This window comes from Curtobacterium sp. NPDC087082, from assembly GCF_044745045.1.
GTDB lineage: Bacteria > Actinomycetota > Actinomycetes > Actinomycetales > Microbacteriaceae > Curtobacterium.
In genome coordinates this window covers 281,251-306,420 of record NZ_JBIUZN010000003.1, presented here as the reverse complement: position 1 = coordinate 306,420, position 25,170 = coordinate 281,251, and the positions used below count along the sequence as shown (strand labels likewise).

Genomic DNA, 25,170 nt, shown 5'->3' with positions numbered 1-25,170 from the left:
CCGTGACGTGACCAGGAGGCGGACGGGAGGCGCGGTGCGGGCCCGCCCCGATCCTCCCGTTCGTCACTGCTCGCGCCGTATTCGAGATACCGTTTCCGCATGAGCACGGACACCGCCACCACCACTGAGACCCTCGACGACGGGCCAGTGGTGACCTTCGCCGACCTCGGCCTGAGCGATGCTGTGCTCAAGGCCGTCAAGGACATCGGCTACGAGACCCCCTCCGCCATCCAGGAGGCCACGATCCCGACCCTGCTCGAGGGGCGCGACGTCGTCGGCCTCGCGCAGACCGGAACCGGCAAGACCGCGGCGTTCGCGCTGCCGATCCTGTCCCGCATGGAGGCGGGCAGCAAGGTGCCGCAGGCGCTCGTGCTGTCGCCGACCCGCGAGCTCGCCCTGCAGGTGTGCGAGGCGTTCGAACAGTTCGCATCCCACATGAAGCACGTGCACGTCCTGCCCGTCTACGGCGGCCAGGCGTACGGCGTGCAGCTGTCCGCCCTGCGCCGCGGCGTGGACGTCGTCGTCGGCACGCCCGGTCGCATCATGGACCACATCGCCAAGGGCACGCTCGACCTGTCCGAGCTGAAGTACCTCGTCCTCGACGAGGCCGACGAGATGCTCAAGATGGGCTTCGCCGAGGACGTCGAGACGATCCTCGCCGAGACCCCGGACGACAAGCAGGTCGCGCTGTTCTCCGCGACGATGCCGGCCCAGATCCGCCGCATCTCGCAGCAGTACCTCACCGACCCGGCCGAGATCACGGTCAAGACGAAGACGAAGACCGCGGCGAACATCACGCAGCGGTACCTCATGGTGTCGTACCCGCAGAAGGTCGACGCGCTCACCCGCATCCTCGAGGTCGAGGACTTCGAGGGCATGATCATCTTCGTCCGCACGAAGAGCGAGACCGAGACCCTCGCCGAGAAGCTCCGCGCCCGCGGGTACGCCGCAGCGGCCATCAGCGGTGACGTCGCCCAGGCCCAGCGCGAGCGCACGGTGAACCAGCTGAAGTCCGGCAAGCTCGACATCCTCGTCGCCACCGACGTCGCCGCCCGCGGCCTCGACGTCGACCGCATCACGCACGTCGTGAACTACGACATCCCCGTCGACATCGAGTCCTACGTGCACCGCATCGGCCGCACCGGTCGCGCCGGCCGCTCGGGTGACTCGATCAGCTTCGTCACCCCGCGCGAGCGTCGCCTGCTGTCCGCGATCGAGCGGCACACCAAGCAGCCGCTCACGCAGATGCAGCTGCCGACGATCGAGGACGTCAACGAGACGCGCCTCACCCGCTTCGACGACGCGATCACCGCGGCGCTCGAGCAGCAGGACCGCATCACCGCCTTCCGCGACATCATCGCCCACTACGTCGAGCACCACGACGTCCCGGCCGACGACGTCGCCGCCGCGCTGGCCGTCGTCGCGCAGGGCGAGGACCCGCTGCTGCTCGACCCGAAGGCCGACGAGCTGCGGAACCGCGTCGACCGCGACGGCCGGAGCAGCGACCGTCGTGACCGTGACGACGACCGCGGTGCCCGTGGCGACCGGGCCGACCGTGGCCCGCGCCGCTCGCAGCCGATGACGGCCTACCGCATCGAGGTCGGGCGTCGGCACCGCGTCGAGCCGCGACAGATCGTCGGGGCCCTCGCGAACGAGGGTGGCCTGCGCCGTGACGACTTCGGGGCGATCCAGATCCGCCCGGACTTCTCGATCGTCGAGCTGCCCGCCGACATGGACGCCGGGGTGCTCGACCGGCTGACGGACACCCGGATCAGCGGGAAGCTCATCGAGATCAAGCCGGACCGCCGTGGTGGTGGCGGTGGCGGGGCGCGCCGGTACGACCGCGACGACCGTGGGCCGCGTGCCGGTGGTCGGGACCGTGACGACCGCGGGCCGCGTCGGTACGACCGCGACGAACGTGCGGAGCGCAAGCCGCGTCACTGACGCGCGTTCTCTCGACGGGAGGCGCGGTGCCAGCTGGCACCGCGCCTCCCGTCGTTCCGGGTTGCGGGATGACGCATGAGGGCCTGCACGGCCCGCACGATCCCGGCGCGGACGGGTCCGCGACGTCCGACCGGTGCTCTGATGTCCGTAGCCGTGGCGCATGGACCACGGGACGAACAGGGGAACGCACGTGTTCAGAGCCGTACTGACCGCCGCAGCCGCGGTGGCGCTCGTCATCGGGGGAGCCGCGCCGGCGACGGCCGCACCCTCGTCGGTGCCCGGCGCACCGACCTCCGTCCGCGTCACCGGAGCCGCGGACAGCGCGACCGTGACCTGGGGACTCCCGAAGTCCGGCGCGAAGGTCACCAGCTGGCGCGTCACCGTCTCGCCCGCGCAGCAGCAGCCGGACGCCGGCGTCGACCGACTCCCGGCCAGCGCGCGGTCCGACCGGTTCGGCAACCTCACCGCGAGCACCGCGTACACGTTCTCGGTCCGTGCGGTCGGGGCCCGGGGCACGGGCAAGGCCGTCTCGGTGCGGTACACCGCGCCCGGGTCGGTCCAGACCGTGCAGTCCCTGTTCGCACTCGACGGCGCGGGCTCGGTCGTGCGGTTCCCGACCTCCGGCACCTCCGCCCCGACCACGATCGCGCCGAACGCCGCCGGCTTCACGGCAGACGACGTGGGCGACGTGTTCGTGCCCTCGGCGGACCGCACCTCGATCGTGATGTACCCGGCCGGCGGCGCCGCTGCCCGGACCGTGGCGACCGGCCTGCACCTCACGGCGGACCTCCGCTCGGACGTCGCCGGCAACCTGTACTGGGTCGACTCGGTCTCCGGTGCGATCACGAAGCTCCCGGTGTCCGGGGCAGCACCGACGGCGATCATCCCCTCGGCCGGCTCCGGTTGGGCGGTCGGACGCGACGGCACGGTCTCGGCCGTGACCTTCGGGACACAGGGCGCCGCGACGAAGGTCGTCTCCGTGTCGCCGACGGGCGTCCGGACCACCCGGTCGATCCCCGAGACCGGCTACCGGATCTTCGCGGCGGTCATCGCGGACGGCGGCGGGAACCTCTACGTCAACTACCTCTCGACCGGCGCCTCCGGCGCGAGCGGCTGGGTCCTGCTGGCGAAGGGCTCGAGCGAGCTCGTCTCGGCGGAGTCCCGGATCGGCTTCACCTACGCGGCGACGAACGGTCGGGCGCTGGTGTCCGCCAAGTCCGCCGGGTGGTGCGCCGCTCCGAGCGAGGGCAGCCCCGGCGGCTGCACCGCCGACAAGACGATCACCTCGCTGTCCTCGCGGACGGCCGACGGGACGACCACCGAGCAGACCACGAGCGGCGTGACGGCCCAGGGCCGTGGCGTCTGGATCGGTGCGGCGGACGAGGCGGGCGACCTGTTCTTCGACGTGAGCGCCGGCCCGACGACCGGCCTCTGGCGGCTGGACGCCGCAGGCGGCGTGGCGCAGCGGCTGTCCGCCGGACAGTTCTCGCGGTTGCTGGTGATCTGAGGTCGGATCCGACCAGGTGACTGACGGGAGGCGCGGTGCGGGCTCGCACCGCGCCTCCCGTCAGTCAGTGCGCAGCCGGTTCAGGCGACGCCCTCGACGGTCCGTCGGCACACCTCGTCCCACGGGGTCGGCTCGATGCCGAAGTGGGCTCGGGCCGCCGAGTCGTCGACCACGTACGGGGCCGTCCACTGGTAGCTCATCTCGGCGATCTCGCGCATCATCGGTGAGAACAGCCCCATCGCGCGGAGCATGCCGGCGGGGAGACGCCGGACGGTCACAGGGGGCTTCGCCGCCGCGGCCAGCACCTCGGTGAGGGCCTGCACCTGCGACCGCGGCGCGTTGCTCGGCACCATCCAGGTGCGTCCGTGGGCGGTCTCGTCCGCCGTGGCCGCGACGAGCATCCGGGCGACGTCGAGCACGTCCGTGAAGGTGTGCGGCAGGTCGGTCCGGCCGATCATCGACACCGTCTTCCCCTGCAGCGCTGCCGGCAGGACGCGGGTGATGTGGCCGTTCTCGCCGATGCCCGCGCCGACGTAGTCCGAGGCGCGGACCTCGACGGCACGCAGTCGTCCCGCTTCGTGCGCCGTGCGTGCGTCGGCCCAGAGCCGTGCCCGCAGGATGCCCTTGTGGTCCGTCGCGGCGTCCGGCAGGCTCTCGCGCATCGGTCCGTCGACGGGGCCGTAGGGGTAGAGGTTCCCGGTGATGGCGTACACCGCGCCGATCCGCTCGGCGGCGGTGAGCAGCGCGGTCGCGAGCGGCGGCCAGGTCTGCTCCCACTGCGTGTAGTTGCCGGGGTTGGCACAGTTGTAGAGGGCGGCGGCCCCTTCGGCCGCCCGGGTGAGCACGTCGGCGTCCGAGGCGTCCAGGGCGAGGTGCTCGACGCCGGAGACACCCGTGTCCCGGCCGGATCGGGTGGCGACGGTGACCCGCTCGCCCCGTTCCGCGAGGAGTGCGGCGACGTGACGGCCCACCGGACCGGCACCGATGACGACGTGGTGCTGCGACATGGCTTCCTGCTTTCGTCTGTTTGCGAGAGCACCGCTCTCGGTTCTCAGCATGCACGAGCGATCGCCGAATTGCAAGAGCAGTGCTCTCGATTGTGTGCAGTGCTCTCTCGTGCCATGGTGGAGGCATGACGGACAAGGCGCCCACCGCACGATCCCTCGCACGCGAGACCGTGCGGGCCGGCATCCTCGCCGCTGCCCGTGTCCGGCTCACCGAGGAGGGGCCGTCGCAACTGAGCCTCCGCGCCGTCGCCCGTGACGTCGGGATGGTGTCGTCTGCCGTCTACCGGTACTTCCCGAGCCGCGACGACCTGCTGACGGCGCTCCTCATCGCCGACTACGACGAGCTCGGCGGCGCGGTCGAGGCAGCCGAGGCGGCAGCGGGACCGGCACCCGGGGCTCGGTGGGTCGCGGTGTGCCGGGCGATCCGGACGTGGTCGATCGCGCACCCGGGGGACTTCGCGCTCCTGTTCGGCTCGCCGGTGCCCGGGTACGTCGCGCCGCGGTCGACCGTGGACCCGGCGTCGCGGACGACGCTCACGATCGTGCGGGTGGTCGCGGACGCGGTGGCGGACCCGGGGTACCGCGCACCGCTCCCGGCCGGATCGGGTCCGGGGCTCGTCGCTGCGGCGGTCGCGGACGGGGCGGCGTCCCTGCGGGCGTTCGGCACCGAGCTGCCGGAGGAGGTCCTCGTCCGCACGCTGATGGCCTGGACGACGGTGTTCGGCACGGTGTCGTTCGAGTTGTTCGGGCACTTCGTCGGTTCGGTGTCGGACGGTGCGGCGTACTTCGACGAGGTCGTCGCGCGGTTGGCCGAGGGACTCGGGTTCGTCGCCGAGTTCGACTGACGGGGTCGCGCGCGCTGCGGGTCGCGCAGTGCGCCGGTCGCGGGTCGCGTCGTCCATCTGCCGCGTCCTCTTGTCCCCAGAGCGGGGTGCCGGTCTGACAGGGGGCCCGTTCCTGCGGTAGACAGGTCGTGGGCCCCGGTCGTACCCGACGACCGAGTCCACGCTCGGGACGGCACACCTGGAGTCTCCCCGGACGGACCACCACCCTCGGGCGCGCGCCGCGGCCGGGGGCCGACGGATCAGGGAGGCTCGCTTGCGACGCAGCACGTTCGGCGACGCCGTCGTCGGGGGCACCCGGTGACCGCGCTCGACGTCAGCCGGCAGGACCGCCGCCGTCTCACGACCGGGACACCCCGGAAGCGCCTCGTCGCCGTCCGGACCGTCGCCCTGCTCGCCTCGATCGCCGGCGTGAACTACATCGTCTGGCGCTGGGCCGCCTCGGTGAACTGGCACTCGTGGTGGATCGCCGTCCCGCTGATCCTCGCCGAGACGTACAGCGTGATCGACTCGCTGCTCTTCGCGTTCGGGGCCTGGCGGCTCCGTGAACGCGGGGAACCGCCGACCCCGCCGCAGGACCCCGTGACCGTCGACGTCTTCATCACGACGTACAACGAGCCCGTCGACCTCGTCGTCCGCACCGCGACGGCGGCGAAGGCGATCACCCACCCGCACACCACGTGGATCCTCGACGACGGCAACCGTCCGGAGATGCGCGCCGCCGCCGAGTCGCTCGGGATCGGCGTGATCACCCGGGGCGCCGACTGGATCGACCGACCACGGCACGCCAAGGCGGGGAACCTCAACAACGCCCTGCTCGCGACCCAGGGGGAGTTCCTCCTCATCCTCGACGCCGACCAGGTCCCGGAACCGTCGATCCTCGACCGCACACTCGGGTACTTCAAGGACTCGCGGATGGCGCTCGTGCAGACGCCGCAGTGGTTCGAGAACGTCCCCGAAGCCGACCTGCTCGGCAGCCAGGCGCCCCTGTTCTACGGGCCGATCCAGCAGTCGAAGGACGGGTGGAACGCCGCGTTCTTCTGCGGGTCGAACGCGATCCTCCGGCGCGAGGCGCTCATGCAGCTCGGGGTCACCCGGTACGTGCGCGAGGTCGAGGCGTCGGTCGCGCGGACGATCAAGACCTCCCGGAAGCTCCTCGCCCGTGCACGCGAGACGGAGACCGACCCGCGGGTGCTCGGGGCGCTCGACGAGGCCGAGGCCGTGGTCGACCGCGCACGCGACCAGGTCCAGCGCGGCGAGCCGCTCGGTGACGTCACCTACGACTTCCAACGCGGCATCGACACGATCTCCTACCGGTTCGCCGCGTCCGACCTCGAATCGGTCCGCAACGACCTGCAGGAGCTCGCGGCGATGTCGACCGACGCGAACACCTTCGCGGGCCTCGACGACGCGGCACTCGACGTCCTCGGCCGCCGCGACGCCTCGCCGGTCGCCGCGATCGAGTCCATCGCCGTGCTCACCCGGGCGCTCGACGTCAACCGCGACGACGAGGCCCAGCCGATCATGCCGCTGGCGACGATCTCGGTCACCGAGGACATGGCGACCGCCATGCGCCTGCACGGCCTCGGCTGGAAGTCGGCGTACCACGACGAGATCCTGGCGAAGGGCCTCGCACCCGAGGACCTGCCGACCATGCTCGTGCAGCGGCTCCGCTGGGCGCAGGGCACCATGCAGGTCTTCTTCCGCGAGAACCCGCTCGTGCAGAAGGGCCTGTCGTGGGGGCAGCGGCTCATGTACTTCTCGACGATGTGGAGCTACCTGTCCGGCTTCGCCGCGATCGTCTACATCGCGGCCCCGGTGCTCTGCCTGTCCTTCGGTGTGGTGCCGGTCCAGGCGTACAGCGTCGACTTCTTCGTCCGGCTCATCCCGTTCCTCGTCCTCAACCAGCTGCTCTTCTGGGTGGTGGCGGCCGGCAGACCGACGTGGCGCGGGCAGCAGTACTCGCTGGCGTTGTTCCCGGTCTGGATCGAGTCCGTCACGAGTGCGTTCGAGAACGTGTTCCGGGGCAAGCCGCTGGGCTTCCGGGTCACCCCGAAGGTCCGTGACGAGTCCGAGCAGAAGCCGCGGTGGGACCTCGTGAAGCCCCAGCTCATCGCGATGGGGGCCCTCGTGGCGGCGCTGATCCTGATCGGCATCCGGTACCTGACCGGCCAGGCGTCCGGCATCGCGCCGCTCGTGAACACCGCATGGGTCGTGTTCGACCTGTTCATCTTCAGCATCGTCATCCGGGCCGTGCTCTACCGAGGACCGGGCACGGCGCAGTCCGAGCACGAGTCGAGCACGGCCGGGGGACCCCTGTGAGCCCGGCGCGGGTCGAGTTCGACGTCCCGGCGGTGCCGGCGTCCCTCGACGAGGTGCAGGACCGCTTCGCCGCGTGGTGGGACACCCTCGGCATCGACGACGTCCGGCTCCGCTTCGGTCTCGAGACCGCCCTCGCCGAGATCGCCGCGAACATCGTCGAGCACACCCGACGCGCCGACCAGGAAGCCGGCCGGCGCTACACCGTGGAACTCGACGCGACCGACCACGAGCTCGTCGCCGTGCTCACCGACAACGGGCTGCCGGTCGACATCGACCTCGCTGCCGTGACGATGGCCGACGCCGACGAGGAGAGCGGTCGGGGCCTGGCCCTCGCGATCGCCGCGCTCGACCGGCTCGAGCACCGACACGAGGGCGGTCACAACGTCTGGACCCTGGTGTGCGCACGGTGAGCCGGACCGCTGCCCGGATCGTCGCGTTCCTGGTGGTGCTCGCGACGTTCGCCCTGGGTGGCGCGCTGCCGGCATCGGCGGTGCAGGCTGCCGCGACGAGCGGTGCGTCGATCGCGCCGTCCGACGGGAAGACCTGGTTCGGACCGGACATCGACTGGGGCGACGACGCACCGGCCGGGTACGCGGGACGACTCGGTGCGACGCCGTCGATGTACGGCGTCGAGATCCAGTACCCGCTCGACCGCAGCGCCCGCAAGGAGTTCCTCCGGGCCACCCGCGCTGCCGCGACGCAGGGCGCCGTCCTCGTGGTGAGCCTCGAGCCCGACCAGTCGCTCCGGTCCCTCACCGCGGCCGACGCCCGCGCGGCGAACGCCCTGCTCGAAGAAGTCCACCGCCAGTACGACACCCAGGTGCTCGTCCGGTTCGCCCCGCAGATGAACGGCACGTGGGTGCGGTGGGGCCAGCAGCCGACGCAGTTCGTCACGGCCTTCCGGACGCTCGCGACCGCGGTCCACGGCGGCAGCTCGGACGCGCTCATGGTGTGGTCCCCGTCCTACGGTGCGGGCTACCCGTTCGGCGAGTCCGCCGGCCGGCTGCAGGACCTGTCCGCGACCGACGTCTCGAAGCTCGACACGAACGGCGACGGACAGCTCACCGCGGCCGACGACCCCTACGAGCCGTACTGGCCCGGGGACTCCTCGGTCGACTGGGTCGGGCTGTCGATGCTGTACTTCGGCAAGGGCAAGGCGACCGAGGCAGCCGGCCGGGACGTCCCGCTCACCCGGAACGACGTCCCCGAGGCCGGCGAGGTCTCCGCACGCTTCGACGAGACCTGGGGCTACGAGCAGCGACAGCAGGGGAGCTTCTACGACCGATTCGCCGTGGCCGACGACCGGCCGATGTTGCTCGACACCGGGGCGCTGTACGACCACTCGCTCCAGGGCGCCGACGAACTCCCGGTGAAGCAGGGCTGGTGGCGACAGGTGATCGCCGCCGTGCAGGACCGCCCGCTGATCCGCGGCGTGACGTTCCTCGAGACGAACCGCCGCGAACCCGAGGCCGGCAACCGCGTGGCCGACTGGCGCGACACCGCCGTGCCCGGCATCGCCGGCTCCTTCCGCACCGACCTCGAGCGCGCGGGCGACTTCGTGTTCGGACCCGTGACGGACCAGGTCACGCCACGGGACGGCGCCGCGGCGACCGACCAGCAGTACGACACCGGCGGCGACCAGATGGCCTGGATCGTCTGGTGTGCCGTCGGCCTCGCGGTCGTGTTCCTGCTGAGCGGCCTGTTCGGTCGGCTGCTGCCGAGCTGGCGCTACCCCGACGACGGCAAGCCCGGGCGCGACCTGCGGCTCGACCTGTTCCGCGGGTTCATCATCCTCGCCGTGGTGATCACCCACATCGAGATCGGCGGACCGTACTCGTACATCACGCTGCACGCCGTCGGCGCGATCACCGGCGCGGAGATGTTCGTGTTCCTGTCCGGCATGGTCCTCGGCATGACCTACCCGTTCGCCATCAAGAAGTTCGGCGAGTGGGCGGCCGCCATCGGGGCGTGGAAACGCGCGCGGAAGCAGTACCTCGTCACGCTCGGGGTGATCCTCGTCGTCTTCGCGCTGAGCTTCGTGCCCTTCCTGAACACCGACGCGATCACCACCTTCACCGACCGGGGGACCGGCACCGGGGGAGTCGGCGCCGAGGGGCGCGTCTACGACCTCTACCCGAACGCGATGCAGCTGCTGGCCTACCCGCCACCCTGGTACGCGATCCGGCAGTTCCTGCTGCTCGAGATGGGCCCGTGGCCGTTCAACATCATGGGCCTCTTCGTGGTGCTGAGCCTGTTCATCCCGGCGTTCATGTGGGTGATCCGCCGCGGGTTCTGGTGGGCGCTGCTCATCGTCAGCTGGGCGCTCTACGTCTACCAGGCGCTCAACCCGGACTTCCGGCCGCTGAACTCCCAGTTCGAGGCCGTCTTCCCGCTCCTCACCTGGCAGGTCGTGTTCACCCACGGACTCGTGCTCGGGTACTACCGCCGGCAGATCATCGGCGCACTGACCGGTCGCCTCGGCAAGGTCCTCGTCGGGGTCGGCATCGGCGGGTACGCCCTGTTCCTGGTCTACGTCTGGGCGGGCGACCACTTCGGGTTCACGCCCGTGCCGTTCCCGGCCTCGATGTACGACCAGCTGTACAACACCGCCTACCAGCGCGTCGACCTGCAGTGGGGGCGCCTGGTCGACATCGCCTTCTTCGCGATCGTGTCGTACGCGATCCTCACCGTGTTCTGGAAGCCGATCGCGAAGGCCATCGGATGGCTGTGGATCCCGATCGGGCAGGCGAGTCTCTACGTGTTCGTCTGGCAGGTGTTCTTCGCGCTGGCGATCGCGTCGATCCCGGGTGTCGACTGGGGCAACGGCTGGATCGGCTTCGCGACCCACACCCTGCTGATCCTGCTGGCCTGGTACATGGTGCGGAAGCGGTTCCTGTTCTCGGTGATCCCGCGCTGACGCGCTGTGGGACGGACAGGAGGCGCGGTGCGGGCCCGCACCGCGCCTCCCGTCCGTCAGCTGGTCGCGGTGCGCCCGTGTCTGGAAGGCTGGTCGTGTGGGGTTGATGAGACGGTGGCCGTGGTGGTTGGCTGCGCTGGCGCTCGCCGTCGCGTTCGGCGGCCTGTGGTTCCTGGTGACGATCGTCGTGATGCCGGAGCTCAACGTTGTCGAGCGAGCCGTGATCTCCGCCATCACGGGTGCCGCGTACGGCATCGTCATGGCGATCTTCCTCATCCGGCTGCGGCGCGGGTACGGCACCGTCCTGCAGGACGCGGGCTTCCGTCGAGCAGTCCGCCGCGGGGTCGTTCCGCCCGACGTCGACGTCGAGGGATGGCGACGCGCGGTGCAGCAGCACCGGAACCAGTACCGCCCGCTGCGATGGGCGGCCCCGCTGCTGTACGTTCCGATGACCGGCCTCTCCGTCTGGCTCGCAGCGTCCGGGCAACCGCTCTACTGGATCTTCGTCGGCCTCTTCCTCGTCATGCTGGTCGCCTCCCTGATCGTTGCCCCTCGAGCGGTCCGCCGGACGGACGCGATGCTGACCGAACTCGACCGCCGTGCGCGGTCGGTCCAGTGAGACGCGATGGGTGACCGAGACCCCCGCTAGCAGCGGGGGTGGTCCTGGTCGTGACCGTCCCACAGGTCGCCGCACTCGACGGGTTCCGCGCCCGACGACGCGAGCCACGGCCCGGCGCCGTGCGCGGGGTCGTGGGACAGCGCGGCGACCAGCGCGGCACGGTGCTCCGAGCCGACGACCACCGGGTGTCCCGGTACGCCGTGGTGGACCGCGCGGCGGAGCGCCGCCGGGTGGTCACCGTCGCCGATCACCCGCCGGACGGCCGACGCGGGGAGGCCGGGCAGGTCGACGAGGGAGACGCACGCCGTCGCCGGACCGGTGACGGCCGCGAGCCCGACGGCGAGCGACGCGCCCGGACCCGCCGCCCAGTCGTCCGCGACGACGACGGTGACCCCGTCCACGGAGGGCACGAGGGCCCCCGCCCGGGCGGCGGCGGCCCCGAGGACGACGACGACCCGGTCGCAGCCCCCGACCAGGAGCGCGTCGACGCCGAGGTGCAGCCACGGGGTGCCGTCCGGCTCGGCGACCAGCGCCTTCGGCCGCCCCATCCGCGTCCCCGCACCGGCGGCGAGCAGCACGCCCACCACGTCGGTCACACGAACGCCGGCACCGACGTCCACGCGGCTGGGGCCTCGGCGACGCCGTCGCGCACGACGGTGCCGGAGATGAGGCCGTAGGGCCGGTCGGCGGCGAAGAACACCTCGCCGGGGTTGTCCAGGCCGAACGGTGCGAGGTCGACCAGGAAGTGGTGCTTGTTCGGCATCGAGAACCGCACCTCGGCGATCTCCGGGAACGCCTCGATCGCCGAGCGGCCCATCGCGAACAGGGTCTGCTGCAGCGCCAGGGAGTGCAGCTCGGCGAAGGTCGCGAGCATCCGGTCGAGGACGCCCGCGTACACGGCGTCGTAGTCGATGCCCGCCGCCACCGCCTCGGGCGTGTAGCGCCAGCGGGCCGTCACCGAGGTCGCGAGGATCCGGTCGTCGGTCTCCGCGAGCGTCGTGTACCCGTCGCGCGGGAACCCGTGGAACTCGCTGCCCGTCGACTTCAGGACCGTCAGGTCGGTGACCCCGGCGATCACGTGCACATCGTCGCCGTCGACCTGCACCACGGCCGTGCGGGTTCCGCGGCCGGCCCGGACGAACGAGTGGTCGTGCTCCCGGCCGTCGACGACGATCCGCTCCCACGTGTGCTGCTCGGCGGACAGGGTGGAGCCGTCGTACCAGTCGAAGGCGGTGCTGAAGTGCCGGCCGAGGCGCAGGAGGAACTCCTCCGGCGTGCCCACCCCGTGCTCCCTCGCGAAGGCGTAGATCGTGTTCTTCTGCGTGTCCGTCGCGACGACCTTGGCGTTGTCGCCCTCGGTGTACGAGTCGGCGAGCGCCGCGCCGCGCAACTGGGTCGTGACGGTCAGGTCCTCGATCTCGTGCCGGTCGGTGTCGCGCGTCACCCGGACGAGCCGGACCTCGGCCTTGCCGTACTGGTTCGCACCGAGGTGGACGGTCGTGGTGGTGGGGACTGGCTGGACGTCGGTGATCTCCATGGAGGCGACGATGACACCCGCGTGTTTCGGCGGTGGGTCGAACAGGTCACGAGCTCCGTCAGCGGCCACGGCCCGGTCGTGACGCAGCCGTCGAACGCCCGTAACCACACGGAAACACCCGTTCCATAGCGTTGCCGCCACGACGCACCCGATCGAGGAGGGCCCCGTGGCGCACACATCCGCACCCCGGCGGTCCTCGGCGTGGAACCGCGGGATGATCGCGCACGGACGACGGTCCGACGGCGCCACCGACACCCGTCCCACCATCCCGATCGGACCCTGCAATGGACCTCGTCTCCGTCCGCACCGTGCGGACACCGTCGCACCGCGACGACCTCTCCTTCGGTCCCGGTGAGCATCCCCTCGCCGGCGGCACCTGGTTGTACTCGGAGGAGCAGCCGGGTCTGACCGGGCTCGTCGACCTCACGGCACTGGGGTGGCGCGACACCGAGCGCAGCGCCGGAGGGCTCCGGATCGCCGCGACCTGCACGATCGCCTCGCTGCTGCGTGCGGCGCCCGAGGACGACTGGCGTGCCTGGCCGCTCGTCGACCGGTGCGCCAACGCGTTGCTGGCGTCGTTCAAGGTGTGGAACCAGGCGACGGTCGGCGGCAACGTCGCGGTCGCCCTCCCGGCGGGGGCGATCACCGCGCTGCTCGTGACGCTCGACGCGGTCGCGGAGGTCTGGACACCGGACGGCGGGGAGCGCCGGGTCCCGGTGGCGGACCTGGTCACCGGGCCGCGGACGACCGACCTCGCGCCGGGTGAGGTCATCCGGGCGTTCGACGTGCCACGAGCGGCCCTCGTGGCGCGCACCGGGTTCCGTCGGGTGTCCCTCAGCCCGCACGGCCGGACCGGTGCACTCGTCACGGCGCGGTGGTCGGCGTCGGGCTTCGTCCTCGTCGTGACCGGGGCGACCCCGCGGCCGCTCGTGCTCCGTCACGCCGGGGTCCCGACCGCCGCGGAGGTCGACGCACGACTCGAGGCACACGACGCCTGGTACGACGACCCGCACGGATCCCCGGACTGGCGGCGCGCGGTGAGCCGGCGGTTCGCGGCGGAGCTCGTCGCCGAGGCGCTCGGGACGACGGGCGGTGCGGCATGAGGTTCGAGGTCGACGGCGCGACGGTGGACGCCGAACCGCAGCCCGGTCAGGTCCTCCGCACCCTGCTCCGCGAGCACGGGGTGACGTCGGTGAAGAAGGGGTGCGACGCGGGCGACTGCGGGGCGTGCTCGGTGCTCGTCGACGGTGTGCCCGTCCACTCCTGCATCACGCCGGCGCACCGGATGGCGGGTCGTTCCGTGACCACGGTGGCCGGGCTCGGCACGCCGGAGGACCCGCACCCCGTGCAGCGCGCGTTCGCCGAGGCCCCGGGCTTCCAGTGCGGCTTCTGCACCGCCGGGTACGTCGTCACGGCGTCCACGCTCGACGAGGACGCGCTGGCGGACCGGCACCGCGCGTTGAAGGGCAACCTCTGCCGGTGCACCGGGTACCGGGCGATCGAGGACGCCCTGGACGGGGTCGCGAACACGGCGTGCGCGGCGGCCGGTCAGGCGATCGGCACGTCCGTCGCCGCTCCCGCCGCGATGGCGATCGTGACCGGACGCGAGGAGTACACGCTCGACGTGCGGCGGACCGAGGGTCTGCTGCACCTCGCGGTCCTCGGCAGCCCGCACCCGCACGCCCGCATCGTGTCGATCGACACGGCGGAGGCCGAAGCCCTCCCGGGCGTGCACGCCGTCCTCACGCACCACGACGACCCCGGCGTGTTGTTCTCCACCGGTCGGCACGAGTCCCGCCTGGACGACCCGGACGACACCCGGGTGCTCGACCGGGTGCTCCGGTTCCGTGGGCAGCGCGTGGCCGCCGTCGTCGCGGACGACGTCCGGATCGCCGAGCGGGCCTGCGCCCTCGTGCGGGTGCGCTACGAGGTGCTGCCGAGCGTGCACGACCCGGACGCGGCCCGTGCGGCCGGTGCTCCGCTCCTGCACGCCGACAAGACGACCCAGGAGCACCGGATCGCCGAGCCGGGCCGCAACGTGGTCGCCGCCCTGCACGGTGAGACGGGCGACGTCGACGGAGCCCTGGCGGCGTCCGCGGCCACCGTCGAGGGCACCTGGACGACGGGCCGCGTCTCGCACGCCGCGCTCGAGACCCACGCGACCCGCGGGTCCGTCGACCGGGACGGGCGGCTCGTGCTCCGGACCGCGACGCAGGTCCCGTTCCTGGTGCGGGACGAGATCGCGCACGTGTTCGGCCTCGACCCGAGCCGAGTCCGTGTCATCGCGAAGCGCGTCGGCGGCGGGTTCGGCGGGAAGCAGGAGTTGCTGACCGAGGACCTGGTCACCCTCGCGGTGCTGCGGACCGGTCGCGCGGTGCAGTACGAGTTCAGTCGGCGTGACGAGTTCACGATCGCCCCGACCCGGCACCCGATGCGCGTGCGGGTCCGGCTCGGTGCCGACGCCGAGGGGCACCTGACGGCACTGCACGTCGACCAGACCATGGACACCGGCGCGTACGGCAACCACGGGATCGGTGTCATGTTCCACTCCGTCAGCGAGTCCGTCGCCGTGTACCGGTGCCCGTCGAAGCGCGTGGACGCGGAGTCCGTGTACACGAACAACCTGCCGTCCGGGGCGTTCCGCGGGTACGGGCTCGGCCAGGTCGTGTTCGCGATCGAGTCCGCCATGGACGAGCTCGCCCGGGAGCTCGGCATCGACCCGCTCGACCTGCGGCGGCGGAACGTCGTGGTCCCCGGGGACCCCCTCGTGGTCACGGACCCGGACGAGCAGGACGACCTGCGCTGGGAGGGCAGTTACGGACTCGACCAGTGCATCGACCTGGTGGAGGACGCCCTCTGTGCACCGGTGCCCGAGGTCCCACGCATGGACGGGCCGCCGCTGGACGACTCCGGTGACTGGGCGTTCGGCACCGGGGTCGCCCTCGCGGCGATCGCGACGATGCCGCCGCGCGGGCACCACGCGCACGTGTCGGTCGAGGCCACGGCGGAGGGCCGGTACCGCATCGGCGTCGGCACGGCCGAGTTCGGCAACGGGACGACGACGGTGCACACGCAGCTCGTCGCCACCGCCCTCGGCACCACCACGGACCGGGTCGACGTGCACCAGTCGGACACCGACGCTGCCCGGCACGACACCGGGGCGTTCGGGTCCGCCGGGGTCGTGGTCGCCGGCAAGGCGCTGTACGCCGCGGCGCAGGCACTGCGGGAGGACATGACCGGGCGCGCCCTCGGGATCGTCGCCGCCCGGACGCCCCGGACCGCGTCGGGTCCGCTCGGGCCGGCGGTCTCGATCGGGCCGGACGGCGTCCGCGTCGGCGAGGAGCTCGTCGGGCACGCCGAGCTGCTCGCCGACGGCCCGCTCGTCGCGCACGGCAGCCACGACGGCACGCCACGGTCGCTCGCGTTCACCGTGCACGGCGCCCGGGTGGCGGTGCACCGGCCGACGGGTGAGGTCCGCGTGCTGCACAGCGTGCAGGCGGTGGACGCCGGCACCGTCCTGAACCCGGAACAGCTCCGCGGCCAGGTGGAGGGCGGCGCCGCGCAGGCGATCGGCTCGGCGCTCTACGAGGAGGTCGTGCTGGACGAGACCGGTCGGGTGACGACCGACGCGTTCCGGGCGTACCGGGTGCCGAAGATCTCCGACGTGCCCCGCACCGAGGTGCGCTTCGCCGACACGCACGACCCGCTCGGCCCCCTCGGCGCGAAGTCGATGAGCGAGGCGCCGTACAACCCGGTCGCGCCAGCCGTCGCGAACGCGGTGCGCGACGCCGTCGGCGTGCGCCCCCACCGGTTGCCGATGACGCGCGACCGCGTCTGGGCGATGCTCCAGGACGAGACCGACGCCGGGGGTGCGTGATGTTCGAACTGGCACCGCGCCTCCTGGCCGCCCTCGACGCGGGGGACCCCGTGGTCGTCGCGACGGCCGTCGCGATGACGGGCAGCGCGCCGACCGGCGTCGGCTCGTCGATGGCCGTCCTGCCCGGCGGCCAGGTCGTCGGCACCATCTCCGGCGGGTGCGTCGAGGGGGCGCTGTTCGACACGGCGGAACAGGTCCTCGAGACCGGCGAGGCGGTGCTCGAGCGCTTCGGGTTCGGCGACGACCCGGACGACGTCGACGCGATGTGGGCACCGGCGCTCCGCTGCGGTGGTCGCGTCGAGGTCCTGGTCCGTCGTGTCCGTCCCGAGGACGTCGACGTCGTGGACGCACTCCGGCGCGCGGCGTCCGGGGTGCCGACGTCGCTCGGTCTCTCGCTCGACCCGGCGACGCTCGGCGCGGTCGTGCACGTCCCCGACGGCTGCGGCGGCCGGCTCTTCGTCGAGCGCGCCGACGTCCGGCCGCGGTGCATCGTGGTGGGCGCGGTCGAGTTCGCGGTGGCCCTGACGAACACGGCCGCGGTGCTCGGCTACGCCGTGACGGTCGTCGACCCGCGGCCGGTGTTCCTGAGCGACGAGCGCTTCCCGGCCGCCGACGAACGCATCGTGGGCTGGCCGACGCGTGTGGTCGAGGCGTTGCCGGTGGACGCGACCACGGCCGTCGTGGTGCTCTCGCACGACGACCGGTTCGACGCCGCCGTGGTCGACTCGGCGCTCCGACGGGGTGCCGGGTACGTCGGGGCGATGGGCTCCCGCTCGACGAACGCACGACGGATGGCGGAGTTGCGGGCGCTCGGGACGCCGGACACCGACCGGCTGCGGTCCCCGATCGGGCTCGACATCGGTGCGACGACGCCGGCGGAGATGGCGGTCGCGATCATGGCCGAGGTGATCGCGGTCCGGACCGGCGCCGGCGGCGGTGCGCTCGTCGACGGTGCCGGTCCCATCCACCGCCGGGCGGTGTCCGCGAGCTGAGCCGTCGGCGCACGATCGGGTCAGGCGACGGCGGGTGTCCGGGCCAGTCGCTCGGCGAGCCGCGCCGCGATCTCCCGCTCGTCCGCCGCGACGAGCGCCCCGTCGCGCACCACCACGCGACCACCCACGACGACGTGTCGGGGCCGCCGCCCGGGGGCGGCCCAGAGCAGTCCCGCGACGGGGTCGGCGACCCCCGCGTCCGCCACCCCGGCGACGTCCCACACGCACAGGTCGCCCGCGCTCCCGGCGCCGAGGTGCCCGAGCTCCGGGCGCCCGAGCCCCGCCGCGGAACCCTCCGTCGCCGCGCCGAGCACCTGCCGCGCCGGCAGCTGCGGCCCGACGAGCGCCGACACCTGCATGGCCAACCGGGCGTCCGCGAGCAGGTGTCCGGCGTCGTTGCTGCCGCCGCCGCTCGTGCCGAGGCCGACCGGGACCCCGGCCTCGGCGAGCCGTGCGACGGGAGCGATGCCCCAGCCCATCGGCACGTCGCACCCGGGTGCGTGCGTGGCGGTGACGCCCGCTGCCGCGAGCCGGGCGATCTCGTCGTCGGTGACGTCGCAGAGGTGCGCGATCGTGACGTCCGGCGCGAGCCACCCCCACTGCTCGAGCAGGTCGAGCGGACGACGGCCGTAGCGCTCGAGCGCGATCGCGGTGTCGACCTGTTCGTTGGCCTGGGTCCGCCGGCGGAGTCCGTGTCGCGCCGCCACCTCGCCGAGCGCGCGGAAGGTCGCCTCGCCGTCGGAGTGCACGCCGGCCGGACCGACGGCGACCTGGAGCCCGCCGTCCGGGTCCACGCCGCCGACGGCGTCGTCGTGCAGCAGTCGTGACGCGATCGCGTCCGCCGAGGCCGCTGCGCGGTCCGGGTCGTCCCGTGCCGAGCCGCGGACGAAGACGACCCGACCGCCGAGACCGCGGACCGCGCCCACGGTGGCTGCGGCGAGCGCGACGGTGTCGTCCGTGGTCGCCTCCGCGGGCCAGTTCAGGTGGTGGTCGGCGATCGTCGTGACGCCGGACAGGAGGCCCTCCGCGGCTCCGGCGGACGCCGCCAGTGCGTACAGCTCGGGGTCGTACCCCACCCGTCCGTACGCCGCGGCCATGGTCGGGAGCCAGTCCGCCATCGGCACGCCGCGGGTTCCGGGCAGGGTGCGGAACGCGGTCTGGAGGAGGTGGTGGTGCGCATTGACGAGACCGGCCGTGACGACGCACCCGGACGCGTCGAGGGTGGTGACGAGGTCGCTGCCGTCGTCGACGACGACGTCGCCCTCCCGTTCGGTCCGGGGGTCGACGAGGACGCGGAGGGCACCGGTGACGGTCAGCATGGTGGTGTTTCTAGCAGTCCCCTGTTTCCGGCCCGTGACGGGGTGCGCACGGCCGGCGCAGCTGCTCCGTCCCGGCGTTCCAGGACCCTCGGTCGGCATCGCGGGGTAACCGGGCGGAAACACCCGGGGAACACGCGGACCGTAGGTTCGCCCCATGACGCAGACCCTGATCCGCGCCGGATGGGTGCTCACCGCAGTACCCGACGGCGCTGCCACGCCCGCCGCGATCCGCGACGGAGCCGTGCTCCTCGACGGCGACCGGATCGCCGCGGTCGGCACGTACGCCGACCTCGCCGCGGCCCACCCGGACGCGCCGGTGCGCGGCGGTGCGTACGACATCGTCACGCCCGGCTTCGTGAACACCCACGGCCACTTCAGCGAGGGGCTCATCACGGGGATCGGTTCGCAGTACACGCTGTGGGAGTGGCTCACGGCGTTGATCGGGCGCGTCAACCCGGTGATGACCCGGGACAAGGCGTACGCGGGCACGGTGCTGCAGGGCATCCAGCTGCTCCGGAGCGGGGTGACGACGGCGAACGACATGTTCTGCGCCGACCCGGTGCCGGACGAACCGGCGACACCTGGTGTGGTGCAGGCGCTCGAGGACCTCGGGCTGCGCGGGGTCGTGTCGTTCGGCTCCGGCGACGTCGACCGCGACTTCGGCGCGACGCCCATCCTGGAGGAGTTCGAGGCCCTGCGCGAGGCCGCCGCCGCCAGCCGGTACAGCACGTTCCGGGTCGGCGTCTCGTCGATCGGGCGGTACACGGACGACACCTGGCAGGAGCACGTCGACTACGCGGTCGCCGGCGGCCACGGCGTGCACGTGCACTTCCACGAGGTGCGCGAGGAGGTCACCGCGGCCCGGCAGCGCACCGGACGGACGGCCATCGGGCACGCCGAGGCGACGGGCATGTTCCAGGTCCCGGTGATCGCCGCGCACAGCGTCTGGGTGGACCGCGAGGACCGGGAGCGGTACGCGGCCAACGGCGTCGGCGTGGCCCACAACCCGGTCGCGAACGGGATCCTCGCCAGCGGCATCGCCCCGATCGCGGAACTCCGTGCGCTCGGCGTCCCGGTGGGCATCGGGGTCGACGGCCCGGCGTCGAACGACTCCCAGGACTTCCTGCAGGCGATGAAGACGGCCGCGCTGCTCGCTCGGGTGCGGGACCTGCAGGCCACCGCGATGAGTGCCCGCGAGGCCTTCGAGATGGGGACGATCGGCGGCGCCCGTGCCCTGCGCATGGAGGACGAGATCGGCTCGCTGGAGCCGGGCAAGCGCGCGGACCTGGTCGTCCTCGACGGCGACTCCCCGACCCTCGCGAACGTCCACGACCCCTACCAGGCGGTGGTCTTCGTCGCCGGCAGCCGCGAGGTCCGCGACGTCTGGGTGGACGGCGAGCTGAGCGTCGCGGACGGCGACGTCACCCGGGTGGACGTGCGTGAGGCGGTCGAACGGGCGCGTCCGCTCGCCCGGCAGCTCGTGGCCGAAGCGGGGCTGGAGCGCCTGTCCGCGCTCACCGGCGGCCCGCTCGACGGCACCGAGCGTCCGTAGTCCGTCCGGTCAGAGTTCCAGGACCAGTCGCGGGCAGCCGCGCCGGGCTCGGGACACGCAGACCATCATGGTGCGGTCGTCGGCCTGCTCCTCGGGGCTGAGCACGGTGTCCCGGTGCTCGACCGCGCCCTCGAGCACGGGGGTCTCGCAGGTGCCGCACGTGCCCTCCCGGCAGGACGAGAGCACGAAGGCGCCGGCGTCCTCCGCGACCTCGAGCAGGGTCCGGTCGGCTGGCACCGTCACGGTGACGCCGGTGACCGTGAGCTCGACCTCGAAGGCCTCGCCGGGGGCGTCGACGTCCGTGGCGGGCTCGAAGCGCTCGACGCGGACGCTGGCCGCCGGCCAGTGCGCGGCGGCGGCCTCGACCGCGTCCATGAGCCCGCGCGGCCCGCAGCAGTACACGACCGCGTCGCGCGGTGCGGCGAGGAGCGCGTCGACGTCGAGCCGGACGCCCTCGTCGGCCGCCGCCACGACGACCCGGTCGGGGTGCGCGGCGACGAGCTCGTGCACGAACGCCATGCGGTCGCGGGACCGCCCCGCGTAGTGGAGCTCCCACGGGGTGCCGGCGCGTTCGGCGGCGGCGATCATCGACCGGATCGGCGTGATCCCGATGCCCCCGGCGACGAAGACCGCGGGGCGCGCCGGGTCGTGGCCGAAGTGGTTCCGCGGCCCGGCCACCACGACCTCGTCGCCGACCGCCAGCCCCTCGTGCACGGCGACCGATCCGCCGCGGCCGTCGGGCTCGCGGAGCACGGCGATGCGCCAGTGCCCGTCGGCGGTCGTCGTGACGAGCGAGTACTGGCGCTCGGTCCCGGGGGAGACCTCGAGGTCGACGTGCGCTCCGGGTTCCCAGTCCGGCAATGCCGGACCGTCGACCGGGGCCAGGTCGAGTGCGACGACGTCCGTGGCGACTTCGTGGCGGGCGGCGACGCGCAGCCGCCGACGCTCCGGCACGGCGTTCACGCGATCGCTCCGGCGCGCGGGGTCTCCTTGACCACGATCATGTGGAAGCGGCTGCCGTCCGCGCTGCACCACCGGTGGCCGGTGCCGCCGCGGTAGTACGCCGAGTCGCCGGGTCCGAGGTCGAGCGGTTCCCGTCCGCGCAGGTCGAGGTGCACGCGGCCGGCGAGCACGGTGAGGAACTCGTCCTCGTGGTGCTCGAAGTACTCGCCGAGGTCCGTGTTGTCGCCGACCCACTCCAGCGGCTCGAACGCGTGCGGGCCGGCGTGCACGAGCAGCCGGGCCTCGCCGCTCGAGAACGGTCCGCGGGCGCCCTCGCCGGCACGGATCACCTCGGGCAGGCGGACCTCGTGCTCCGGTCGCTCGGGGGCACCGGCGGCGAGCAGTTCGACCTGGGTCGTGCCGAGCGCCGCGGCGATCTTCTCGAGGGACACCATGCTGGCGCGGGAGTGCCCGCGCTCGACCTGGCTGAGGAACGGGTGCGACAGCCCGGTCAGTTCGGCGACCTGGACGAGCGTCAGTCGTGCGGCGCGTCGACGGGCACGGATGTGCTCACCGATCCGCTGGGTCTGGTCGTCGACGACGCGGTCGGTCTCGGTGGTGTTGCCGGTGCTCACGCGCGCTCCTCTCGTCCTCGGTGGGGCCGTCCCGACCGCTCGGCCGGAACGCTCGTTCCCGCTCCCGGTCGCGTCGGGGCGGGCGTCACACACGGCAACCGCCTCGAAACGAGAGGGAAACACTGCCGCCCTAGCATCGGAGATGTTGATGCGATCAACATTCTCACACACGATCGAGAGGCTCCGGATGGACTCGTCAGTGCCCCGCCCGATCGCCCTCCTGCGCTCCGCGCTGCTGCCGGACGGCCGGTCGGTCGACGTCGCGATCGACGGCGAGACCGTCTCCACCGTGGCCCCGGCCGGCACCCTCGCGGCGCCGGCGGAGGAGACGATCGACCTCGGCGGCCGGCTGCTCCTGACCGCACCGGCAGAACCGCACGCCCACCTCGACAAGGCCCTCAGCGCCGACGTCATCCGGCCGCCGCTCGGCGACCTCGGTGCCGCGATCGCCTCGTGGACCGCGCACGCGACGACCATGACCGTCGAGGACATCGCCGACCGGGCACGGACCGCCGCCCTCACCCTGCTCGCCGCCGGCACCACGGCCATCCGGAGCCACGTCGACGTCCTCAGCGGCCGGCACAGCGCGGCGGACCGGCCCGCCACCACGGAGCAGGCCCTGCGCGGCGCCCGTGCCCTCGTGCAGGTCCGCGACGAACTCGCCGGCCTGATGGACATCGAGCTCGTCGCCCTCGCCGGCCCGCTCGCCCCCGACGAGCACGTCGAGGCGGTGCTCGACCTCGGCGTGGACCTGGTCGGCGGCGCCCCGCACCTCGCCGAGGACCCCCTCGCGGACGTCGACCGACTCCTCGCCATCGCCCACCGACGGGGCCTCGGCGTCGACCTGCACGCCGACGAGAGCCTCGACGGCCCGGTGACCCTCGACCACTACGCCCGGGCGTCCCGCTCGCTGCGACGGGACCGGCAGTACTCCGCCGGGCACTGCGTCCGGCTCGGCACCCTGGGGCCGGAGCGGCTCGCCGAGGTGGTCGCCGACGTCGCCGCAGCCGACCTCGGGGTGATCACGCTCCCGATCACGAACCTGTACCTGCAGGGCTGGCAGTACCCGGTCGCCACGCCGCGGGGACTGACCGCCATCCAGGCGCTCCTCGACGCCGGCGTCCGCGTCGCCGCCGGCGCGGACAACGTCCGCGACCCCTTCAACCCGGTCGGCCGGAGCGACGCCTTCGAGACCGCATCGCTGCTCGTCTCCGCCGGCCACGTGACGCCGGACCAGGCGTACGCGATGGTGAGCGACACCGCCCGGAGCGTGATGGGCCTCCCGGCCGCCGGTCCCGTCCCCGGGCGGCGCGCCGACCTGCTCGCCGTGGCCGCGACGAGCGTCACCGACGCCGTCGCGAACGCCCCCGCCGACCGCATCGTCCTGTCCCGCGGGCGACTCGTCGCCCGCACCGAGGTGCGACGGACCGTCGCCGCGCCGGCCGCAGCCGCGGCCGCCGTCCCCGCCTGACCCCTCCGCCCGCCCGCACCGAGAACCCGAGGTGATCGTGACCACCACCGCCCCGCCACCCGTCGCCACGACGGACACGCTGCTCGACTTCCGCAACGTCGAGATGACCTTCCCGAACGGCACCATCGCCCTGCAGGGCGTCGACCTCACCGTGGACCGCGGCCAGTTCGTCTCGGTCGTCGGCCCGTCCGGCTGCGGCAAGTCCACGCTGCTCCGCATCGCCTCCGGCCTCGAGACCGCGTCGGACGGCTCGGCCGGTGTCGCGGCCGACCGCATCGGCTACGTCTTCCAGGACGCCACGCTCCTGCCCTGGCGCACCGTGCAGGGCAACGTCGAGCTGCTCGCCGAGCTCGGACACGTGCCGAAGGCCGAGCGAGCCGCCAAGGCCGCCCACGCCATCGAGCTCGTCGGCCTGAACGGCTTCGAGACGAACCTGCCGAAGCAGCTGTCCGGCGGCATGCGGATGCGGGTCTCGCTCGCCCGGTCGCTCACCCTCGACCCGGAGCTCTTCCTGTTCGACGAGCCGTTCGGCGCCCTCGACGAGATCACCCGCGAACGCCTCAACGACGAGCTCCTCCGGCTCTTCGTCGAGCAGCAGTTCGCCGGGCTCTTCATCACGCACTCCGTGTCCGAGGCCGTGTACCTCTCCACCGAGGTGATCGTGATGTCCGGGCGCCCCGGCAGCATCGTCGGCCGGTTCGACGTGCCGTTCCCGATGCCCCGCGACCCCGACATCCGCTTCACACCCGAGTTCGCCGAACTGGTCGGCGAGGTCTCGCACGCGCTCCGGGAAGGACACCGCTGATGGTCACCCTGCAGGAGGCCGCCGAGACCCGCGCGGTCCGCGCCGCGGCCCGTCGCGCCGCTCCTCGGGCCCGCCGCGGCATCGCGTGGTGGCAGCCCGTCGTCGTCCTCGCCGTGCTCGTCGGCATCTGGTACGCCGCGGCCGCGTACTACGACCACGTCCGCGGCCTGGCCTTCCTCGTGCCGTACCCGCACCTCGTGGCGAAGGCGATCGTCGCGCCGACGATGCCGGACGGGTCGCCGTCCACGTTCGGCTCCGACCTCTGGTCCGCCCTCGGACGCACCACCGTCGTCTCGCTCACCGGCCTCGGCTTCGCGATCGTGATCGGCGTCGTCTGGGCGATGGCGATGGCGCAGGCGAAGTGGCTCGAGAACTCGCTGTACCCGTACGCGGTGGTGCTGCAGTGCGTGCCGATCCTCGCCCTCGTGCCGCTCATCGGCGCCCTGTTCGGCTACGAGTTCGTCAGCCGCGTGATCGTCACCGTGATGATCGCGCTGTTCCCGATGGTGTCGAACACGCTGTTCGGGCTGCAGTCCGCCGACCGCGCGCAGCGTGAGCTGTTCCAGCTGCAGCGCGCCGGCCGGTTCGCCCAGCTCGTGAAGCTGCAGTTCCCCGCCGCGCTGCCGTCGATCTTCGTCGGCCTGCGCACCTCCGCCGGGCTGAGCGTCATCGGGGCGATCGTCGGCGACCAGTTCTTCCAGCGCGGCAACCCCGGGCTCGGCGTCCTCATCCAGGTGACCGCATCGCGCCTGATGGGCCCCGAGCTGTACGCGACCATCCTGATCGCCTCGCTCTACGGTGTGGCCGTCTTCCTCGTGTTCGGCCTGATCGGCCGCCTGGCCGTCGGCCGCTGGCACGACTTCAGCTGATCCCCCCCCCAGA

At 72.9% G+C, this 25,170-nt stretch carries 20 protein-coding genes; 14 read left to right on the top strand and 6 right to left on the bottom strand.

Translation table 11 applies throughout. The features are described from left to right. Positions 1 to 99 precede the first annotated feature (99 nt). Both ACIPEP_RS10450 and ACIPEP_RS10445 read left to right on the top strand, forming a co-directional pair. On the top strand, positions 100 to 1,944 hold the full coding sequence (locus ACIPEP_RS10450; protein WP_402717214.1) for a DEAD/DEAH box helicase: 1,845 nt from the start codon (positions 100 to 102) through the stop codon (positions 1,942 to 1,944). A 190-nt stretch (positions 1,945 to 2,134) separates the two neighbouring features. Further along, positions 2,135 to 3,451 carry a fibronectin type III domain-containing protein gene (locus ACIPEP_RS10445; protein ID WP_402717213.1) on the top strand — a complete coding sequence of 439 codons (1,317 nt, stop codon included), beginning with the start codon at positions 2,135 to 2,137 and terminating at the stop codon, positions 3,449 to 3,451. Between the two features lie 80 nt (positions 3,452 to 3,531). On the opposite strand, the gene ACIPEP_RS10440 is transcribed toward ACIPEP_RS10445, so the two are convergent. Next, positions 3,532 to 4,458 carry an NAD-dependent epimerase/dehydratase family protein gene (locus ACIPEP_RS10440; RefSeq protein WP_402717212.1) on the bottom strand — a complete coding sequence of 309 codons (927 nt, stop codon included), beginning with the start codon at positions 4,456 to 4,458 and terminating at the stop codon, positions 3,532 to 3,534. A gap of 125 nt (positions 4,459 to 4,583) precedes the next feature. On the opposite strand from ACIPEP_RS10440, the gene ACIPEP_RS10435 reads away from it, so the two are divergent. From ACIPEP_RS10435 to ACIPEP_RS10415, 5 genes are all read left to right on the top strand, one after another. Further along, entirely contained in the window at positions 4,584 to 5,303 is a 720-nt protein-coding gene (locus ACIPEP_RS10435) for a TetR/AcrR family transcriptional regulator (RefSeq protein ID WP_402717211.1), read from the top strand. A 297-nt stretch (positions 5,304 to 5,600) separates the two neighbouring features. Continuing rightward, a complete protein-coding gene (locus ACIPEP_RS10430) occupies positions 5,601 to 7,622 on the top strand; it encodes a glycosyltransferase (protein ID WP_071295305.1) in 2,022 nt (673 codons plus the stop codon). Next, positions 7,619 to 8,032, top strand: a complete 414-nt coding sequence (locus tag ACIPEP_RS10425) for an ATP-binding protein (RefSeq protein ID WP_402717210.1) — start codon at positions 7,619 to 7,621, stop codon at positions 8,030 to 8,032. The genes ACIPEP_RS10430 and ACIPEP_RS10425 overlap by 4 nt, the downstream gene beginning before the upstream one ends. Continuing rightward, positions 8,029 to 10,539 carry an OpgC domain-containing protein gene (gene opgC, locus ACIPEP_RS10420; protein ID WP_402717209.1) on the top strand — a complete coding sequence of 837 codons (2,511 nt, stop codon included), beginning with the start codon at positions 8,029 to 8,031 and terminating at the stop codon, positions 10,537 to 10,539. The genes ACIPEP_RS10425 and opgC overlap by 4 nt, the downstream gene beginning before the upstream one ends. A gap of 97 nt (positions 10,540 to 10,636) precedes the next feature. Then, entirely contained in the window at positions 10,637 to 11,158 is a 522-nt protein-coding gene (locus ACIPEP_RS10415; RefSeq protein ID WP_402717208.1) for a hypothetical protein, read from the top strand. A gap of 26 nt (positions 11,159 to 11,184) precedes the next feature. Here the strand turns inward: ACIPEP_RS10415 and ACIPEP_RS10410 are convergent, their stop codons facing one another. Together ACIPEP_RS10410 and pucL are read right to left on the bottom strand one after the other, a co-directional pair. Then, positions 11,185 to 11,754 carry an NTP transferase domain-containing protein gene (locus ACIPEP_RS10410; protein WP_402717207.1) on the bottom strand — a complete coding sequence of 190 codons (570 nt, stop codon included), beginning with the start codon at positions 11,752 to 11,754 and terminating at the stop codon, positions 11,185 to 11,187. Further along, the gene (gene pucL, locus ACIPEP_RS10405) at positions 11,751 to 12,695 is read right to left on the bottom strand and encodes a factor-independent urate hydroxylase (protein ID WP_402717206.1); all 945 of its coding nucleotides are present in this window, start codon (positions 12,693 to 12,695) and stop codon (positions 11,751 to 11,753) included. The genes ACIPEP_RS10410 and pucL overlap by 4 nt, the downstream gene beginning before the upstream one ends. A 284-nt stretch (positions 12,696 to 12,979) precedes the next feature. On the opposite strand from pucL, the gene ACIPEP_RS10400 reads away from it, so the two are divergent. From ACIPEP_RS10400 to ACIPEP_RS10390, 3 genes are read left to right on the top strand one after another with little or no spacing between them, the layout of a single operon-like run. Next, on the top strand, positions 12,980 to 13,798 hold the full coding sequence (locus ACIPEP_RS10400; RefSeq protein ID WP_402717205.1) for an FAD binding domain-containing protein: 819 nt from the start codon (positions 12,980 to 12,982) through the stop codon (positions 13,796 to 13,798). Next, a complete protein-coding gene (locus ACIPEP_RS10395; protein ID WP_402717204.1) occupies positions 13,795 to 16,572 on the top strand; it encodes a molybdopterin-dependent oxidoreductase in 2,778 nt (925 codons plus the stop codon). Before ACIPEP_RS10400 ends, ACIPEP_RS10395 begins: the two co-directional genes overlap by 4 nt. Next, positions 16,572 to 17,564, top strand: coding sequence for an XdhC family protein (locus ACIPEP_RS10390; protein WP_402717203.1), 993 nt, complete (start codon positions 16,572 to 16,574; stop codon positions 17,562 to 17,564). The genes ACIPEP_RS10395 and ACIPEP_RS10390 overlap by 1 nt, the downstream gene beginning before the upstream one ends. A 20-nt stretch (positions 17,565 to 17,584) precedes the next feature. Here the strand turns inward: ACIPEP_RS10390 and ACIPEP_RS10385 are convergent, their stop codons facing one another. Further along, positions 17,585 to 18,883: an amidohydrolase family protein gene (locus ACIPEP_RS10385; protein ID WP_402717202.1), complete on the bottom strand. Its 1,299-nt coding sequence runs from the start codon at positions 18,881 to 18,883 to the stop codon at positions 17,585 to 17,587. A 154-nt stretch (positions 18,884 to 19,037) separates the two neighbouring features. Between ACIPEP_RS10385 and ACIPEP_RS10380 the strand changes: the two genes are divergently transcribed. Further along, on the top strand, positions 19,038 to 20,435 hold the full coding sequence (locus tag ACIPEP_RS10380) for an amidohydrolase family protein (protein WP_402717201.1): 1,398 nt from the start codon (positions 19,038 to 19,040) through the stop codon (positions 20,433 to 20,435). 9 nt (positions 20,436 to 20,444) lie between these two features. Here ACIPEP_RS10380 and ACIPEP_RS10375 read toward each other — a convergent pair whose 3' ends face one another. Continuing rightward, entirely contained in the window at positions 20,445 to 21,398 is a 954-nt protein-coding gene (locus tag ACIPEP_RS10375) for a PDR/VanB family oxidoreductase (RefSeq protein WP_402717200.1), read from the bottom strand. Continuing rightward, positions 21,395 to 22,012, bottom strand: a complete 618-nt coding sequence (locus tag ACIPEP_RS10370) for a helix-turn-helix domain-containing protein (protein WP_402717199.1) — start codon at positions 22,010 to 22,012, stop codon at positions 21,395 to 21,397. Before ACIPEP_RS10370 ends, ACIPEP_RS10375 begins: the two co-directional genes overlap by 4 nt. A 187-nt stretch (positions 22,013 to 22,199) precedes the next feature. Between ACIPEP_RS10370 and ACIPEP_RS10365 the strand changes: the two genes are divergently transcribed. The 3 genes from ACIPEP_RS10365 to ACIPEP_RS10355 are packed head-to-tail and all read left to right on the top strand — an operon-like array spanning position 22,200 to position 25,157. Then, positions 22,200 to 23,483, top strand: a complete 1,284-nt coding sequence (locus ACIPEP_RS10365; RefSeq protein ID WP_402717198.1) for an amidohydrolase family protein — start codon at positions 22,200 to 22,202, stop codon at positions 23,481 to 23,483. 37 nt (positions 23,484 to 23,520) lie between these two features. Then, complete coding sequence (locus ACIPEP_RS10360) at positions 23,521 to 24,288, top strand: ABC transporter ATP-binding protein (RefSeq protein ID WP_254789361.1); 768 nt, start codon at positions 23,521 to 23,523, stop codon at positions 24,286 to 24,288. Next, positions 24,288 to 25,157 (top strand): ABC transporter permease, encoded by an 870-nt coding sequence (locus ACIPEP_RS10355; RefSeq protein ID WP_071295296.1) that lies wholly within the window; start codon positions 24,288 to 24,290, stop codon positions 25,155 to 25,157. Before ACIPEP_RS10360 ends, ACIPEP_RS10355 begins: the two co-directional genes overlap by 1 nt. Positions 25,158 to 25,170: the final 13 nt, after the last annotated feature.

Bases quoted from the DNA above. Each gene is read 5' to 3' on its own strand.
- ACIPEP_RS10365 (WP_402717198.1), top strand. From the start codon at position 22,200: ATGGACTCGTCAGTGCCCCGCCCGATCGCCCTCCTGCGCTCCGCGCTG.
- ACIPEP_RS10435 (WP_402717211.1), top strand. From the start codon at position 4,584: ATGACGGACAAGGCGCCCACCGCACGATCCCTCGCACGCGAGACCGTG.
- ACIPEP_RS10355 (WP_071295296.1), top strand. From the start codon at position 24,288: ATGGTCACCCTGCAGGAGGCCGCCGAGACCCGCGCGGTCCGCGCCGCG.
- ACIPEP_RS10390 (WP_402717203.1), top strand. From the start codon at position 16,572: ATGTTCGAACTGGCACCGCGCCTCCTGGCCGCCCTCGACGCGGGGGAC.
- ACIPEP_RS10385 (WP_402717202.1), bottom strand. From the start codon at position 18,883: ATGCTGACCGTCACCGGTGCCCTCCGCGTCCTCGTCGACCCCCGGACC.
- ACIPEP_RS10400 (WP_402717205.1), top strand. From the start codon at position 12,980: ATGGACCTCGTCTCCGTCCGCACCGTGCGGACACCGTCGCACCGCGAC.
- ACIPEP_RS10450 (WP_402717214.1), top strand. From the start codon at position 100: ATGAGCACGGACACCGCCACCACCACTGAGACCCTCGACGACGGGCCA.
- pucL (WP_402717206.1), bottom strand. From the start codon at position 12,695: ATGGAGATCACCGACGTCCAGCCAGTCCCCACCACCACGACCGTCCAC.
- ACIPEP_RS10440 (WP_402717212.1), bottom strand. From the start codon at position 4,458: ATGTCGCAGCACCACGTCGTCATCGGTGCCGGTCCGGTGGGCCGTCAC.
- ACIPEP_RS10380 (WP_402717201.1), top strand. From the start codon at position 19,038: ATGACGCAGACCCTGATCCGCGCCGGATGGGTGCTCACCGCAGTACCC.
- ACIPEP_RS10395 (WP_402717204.1), top strand. From the start codon at position 13,795: ATGAGGTTCGAGGTCGACGGCGCGACGGTGGACGCCGAACCGCAGCCC.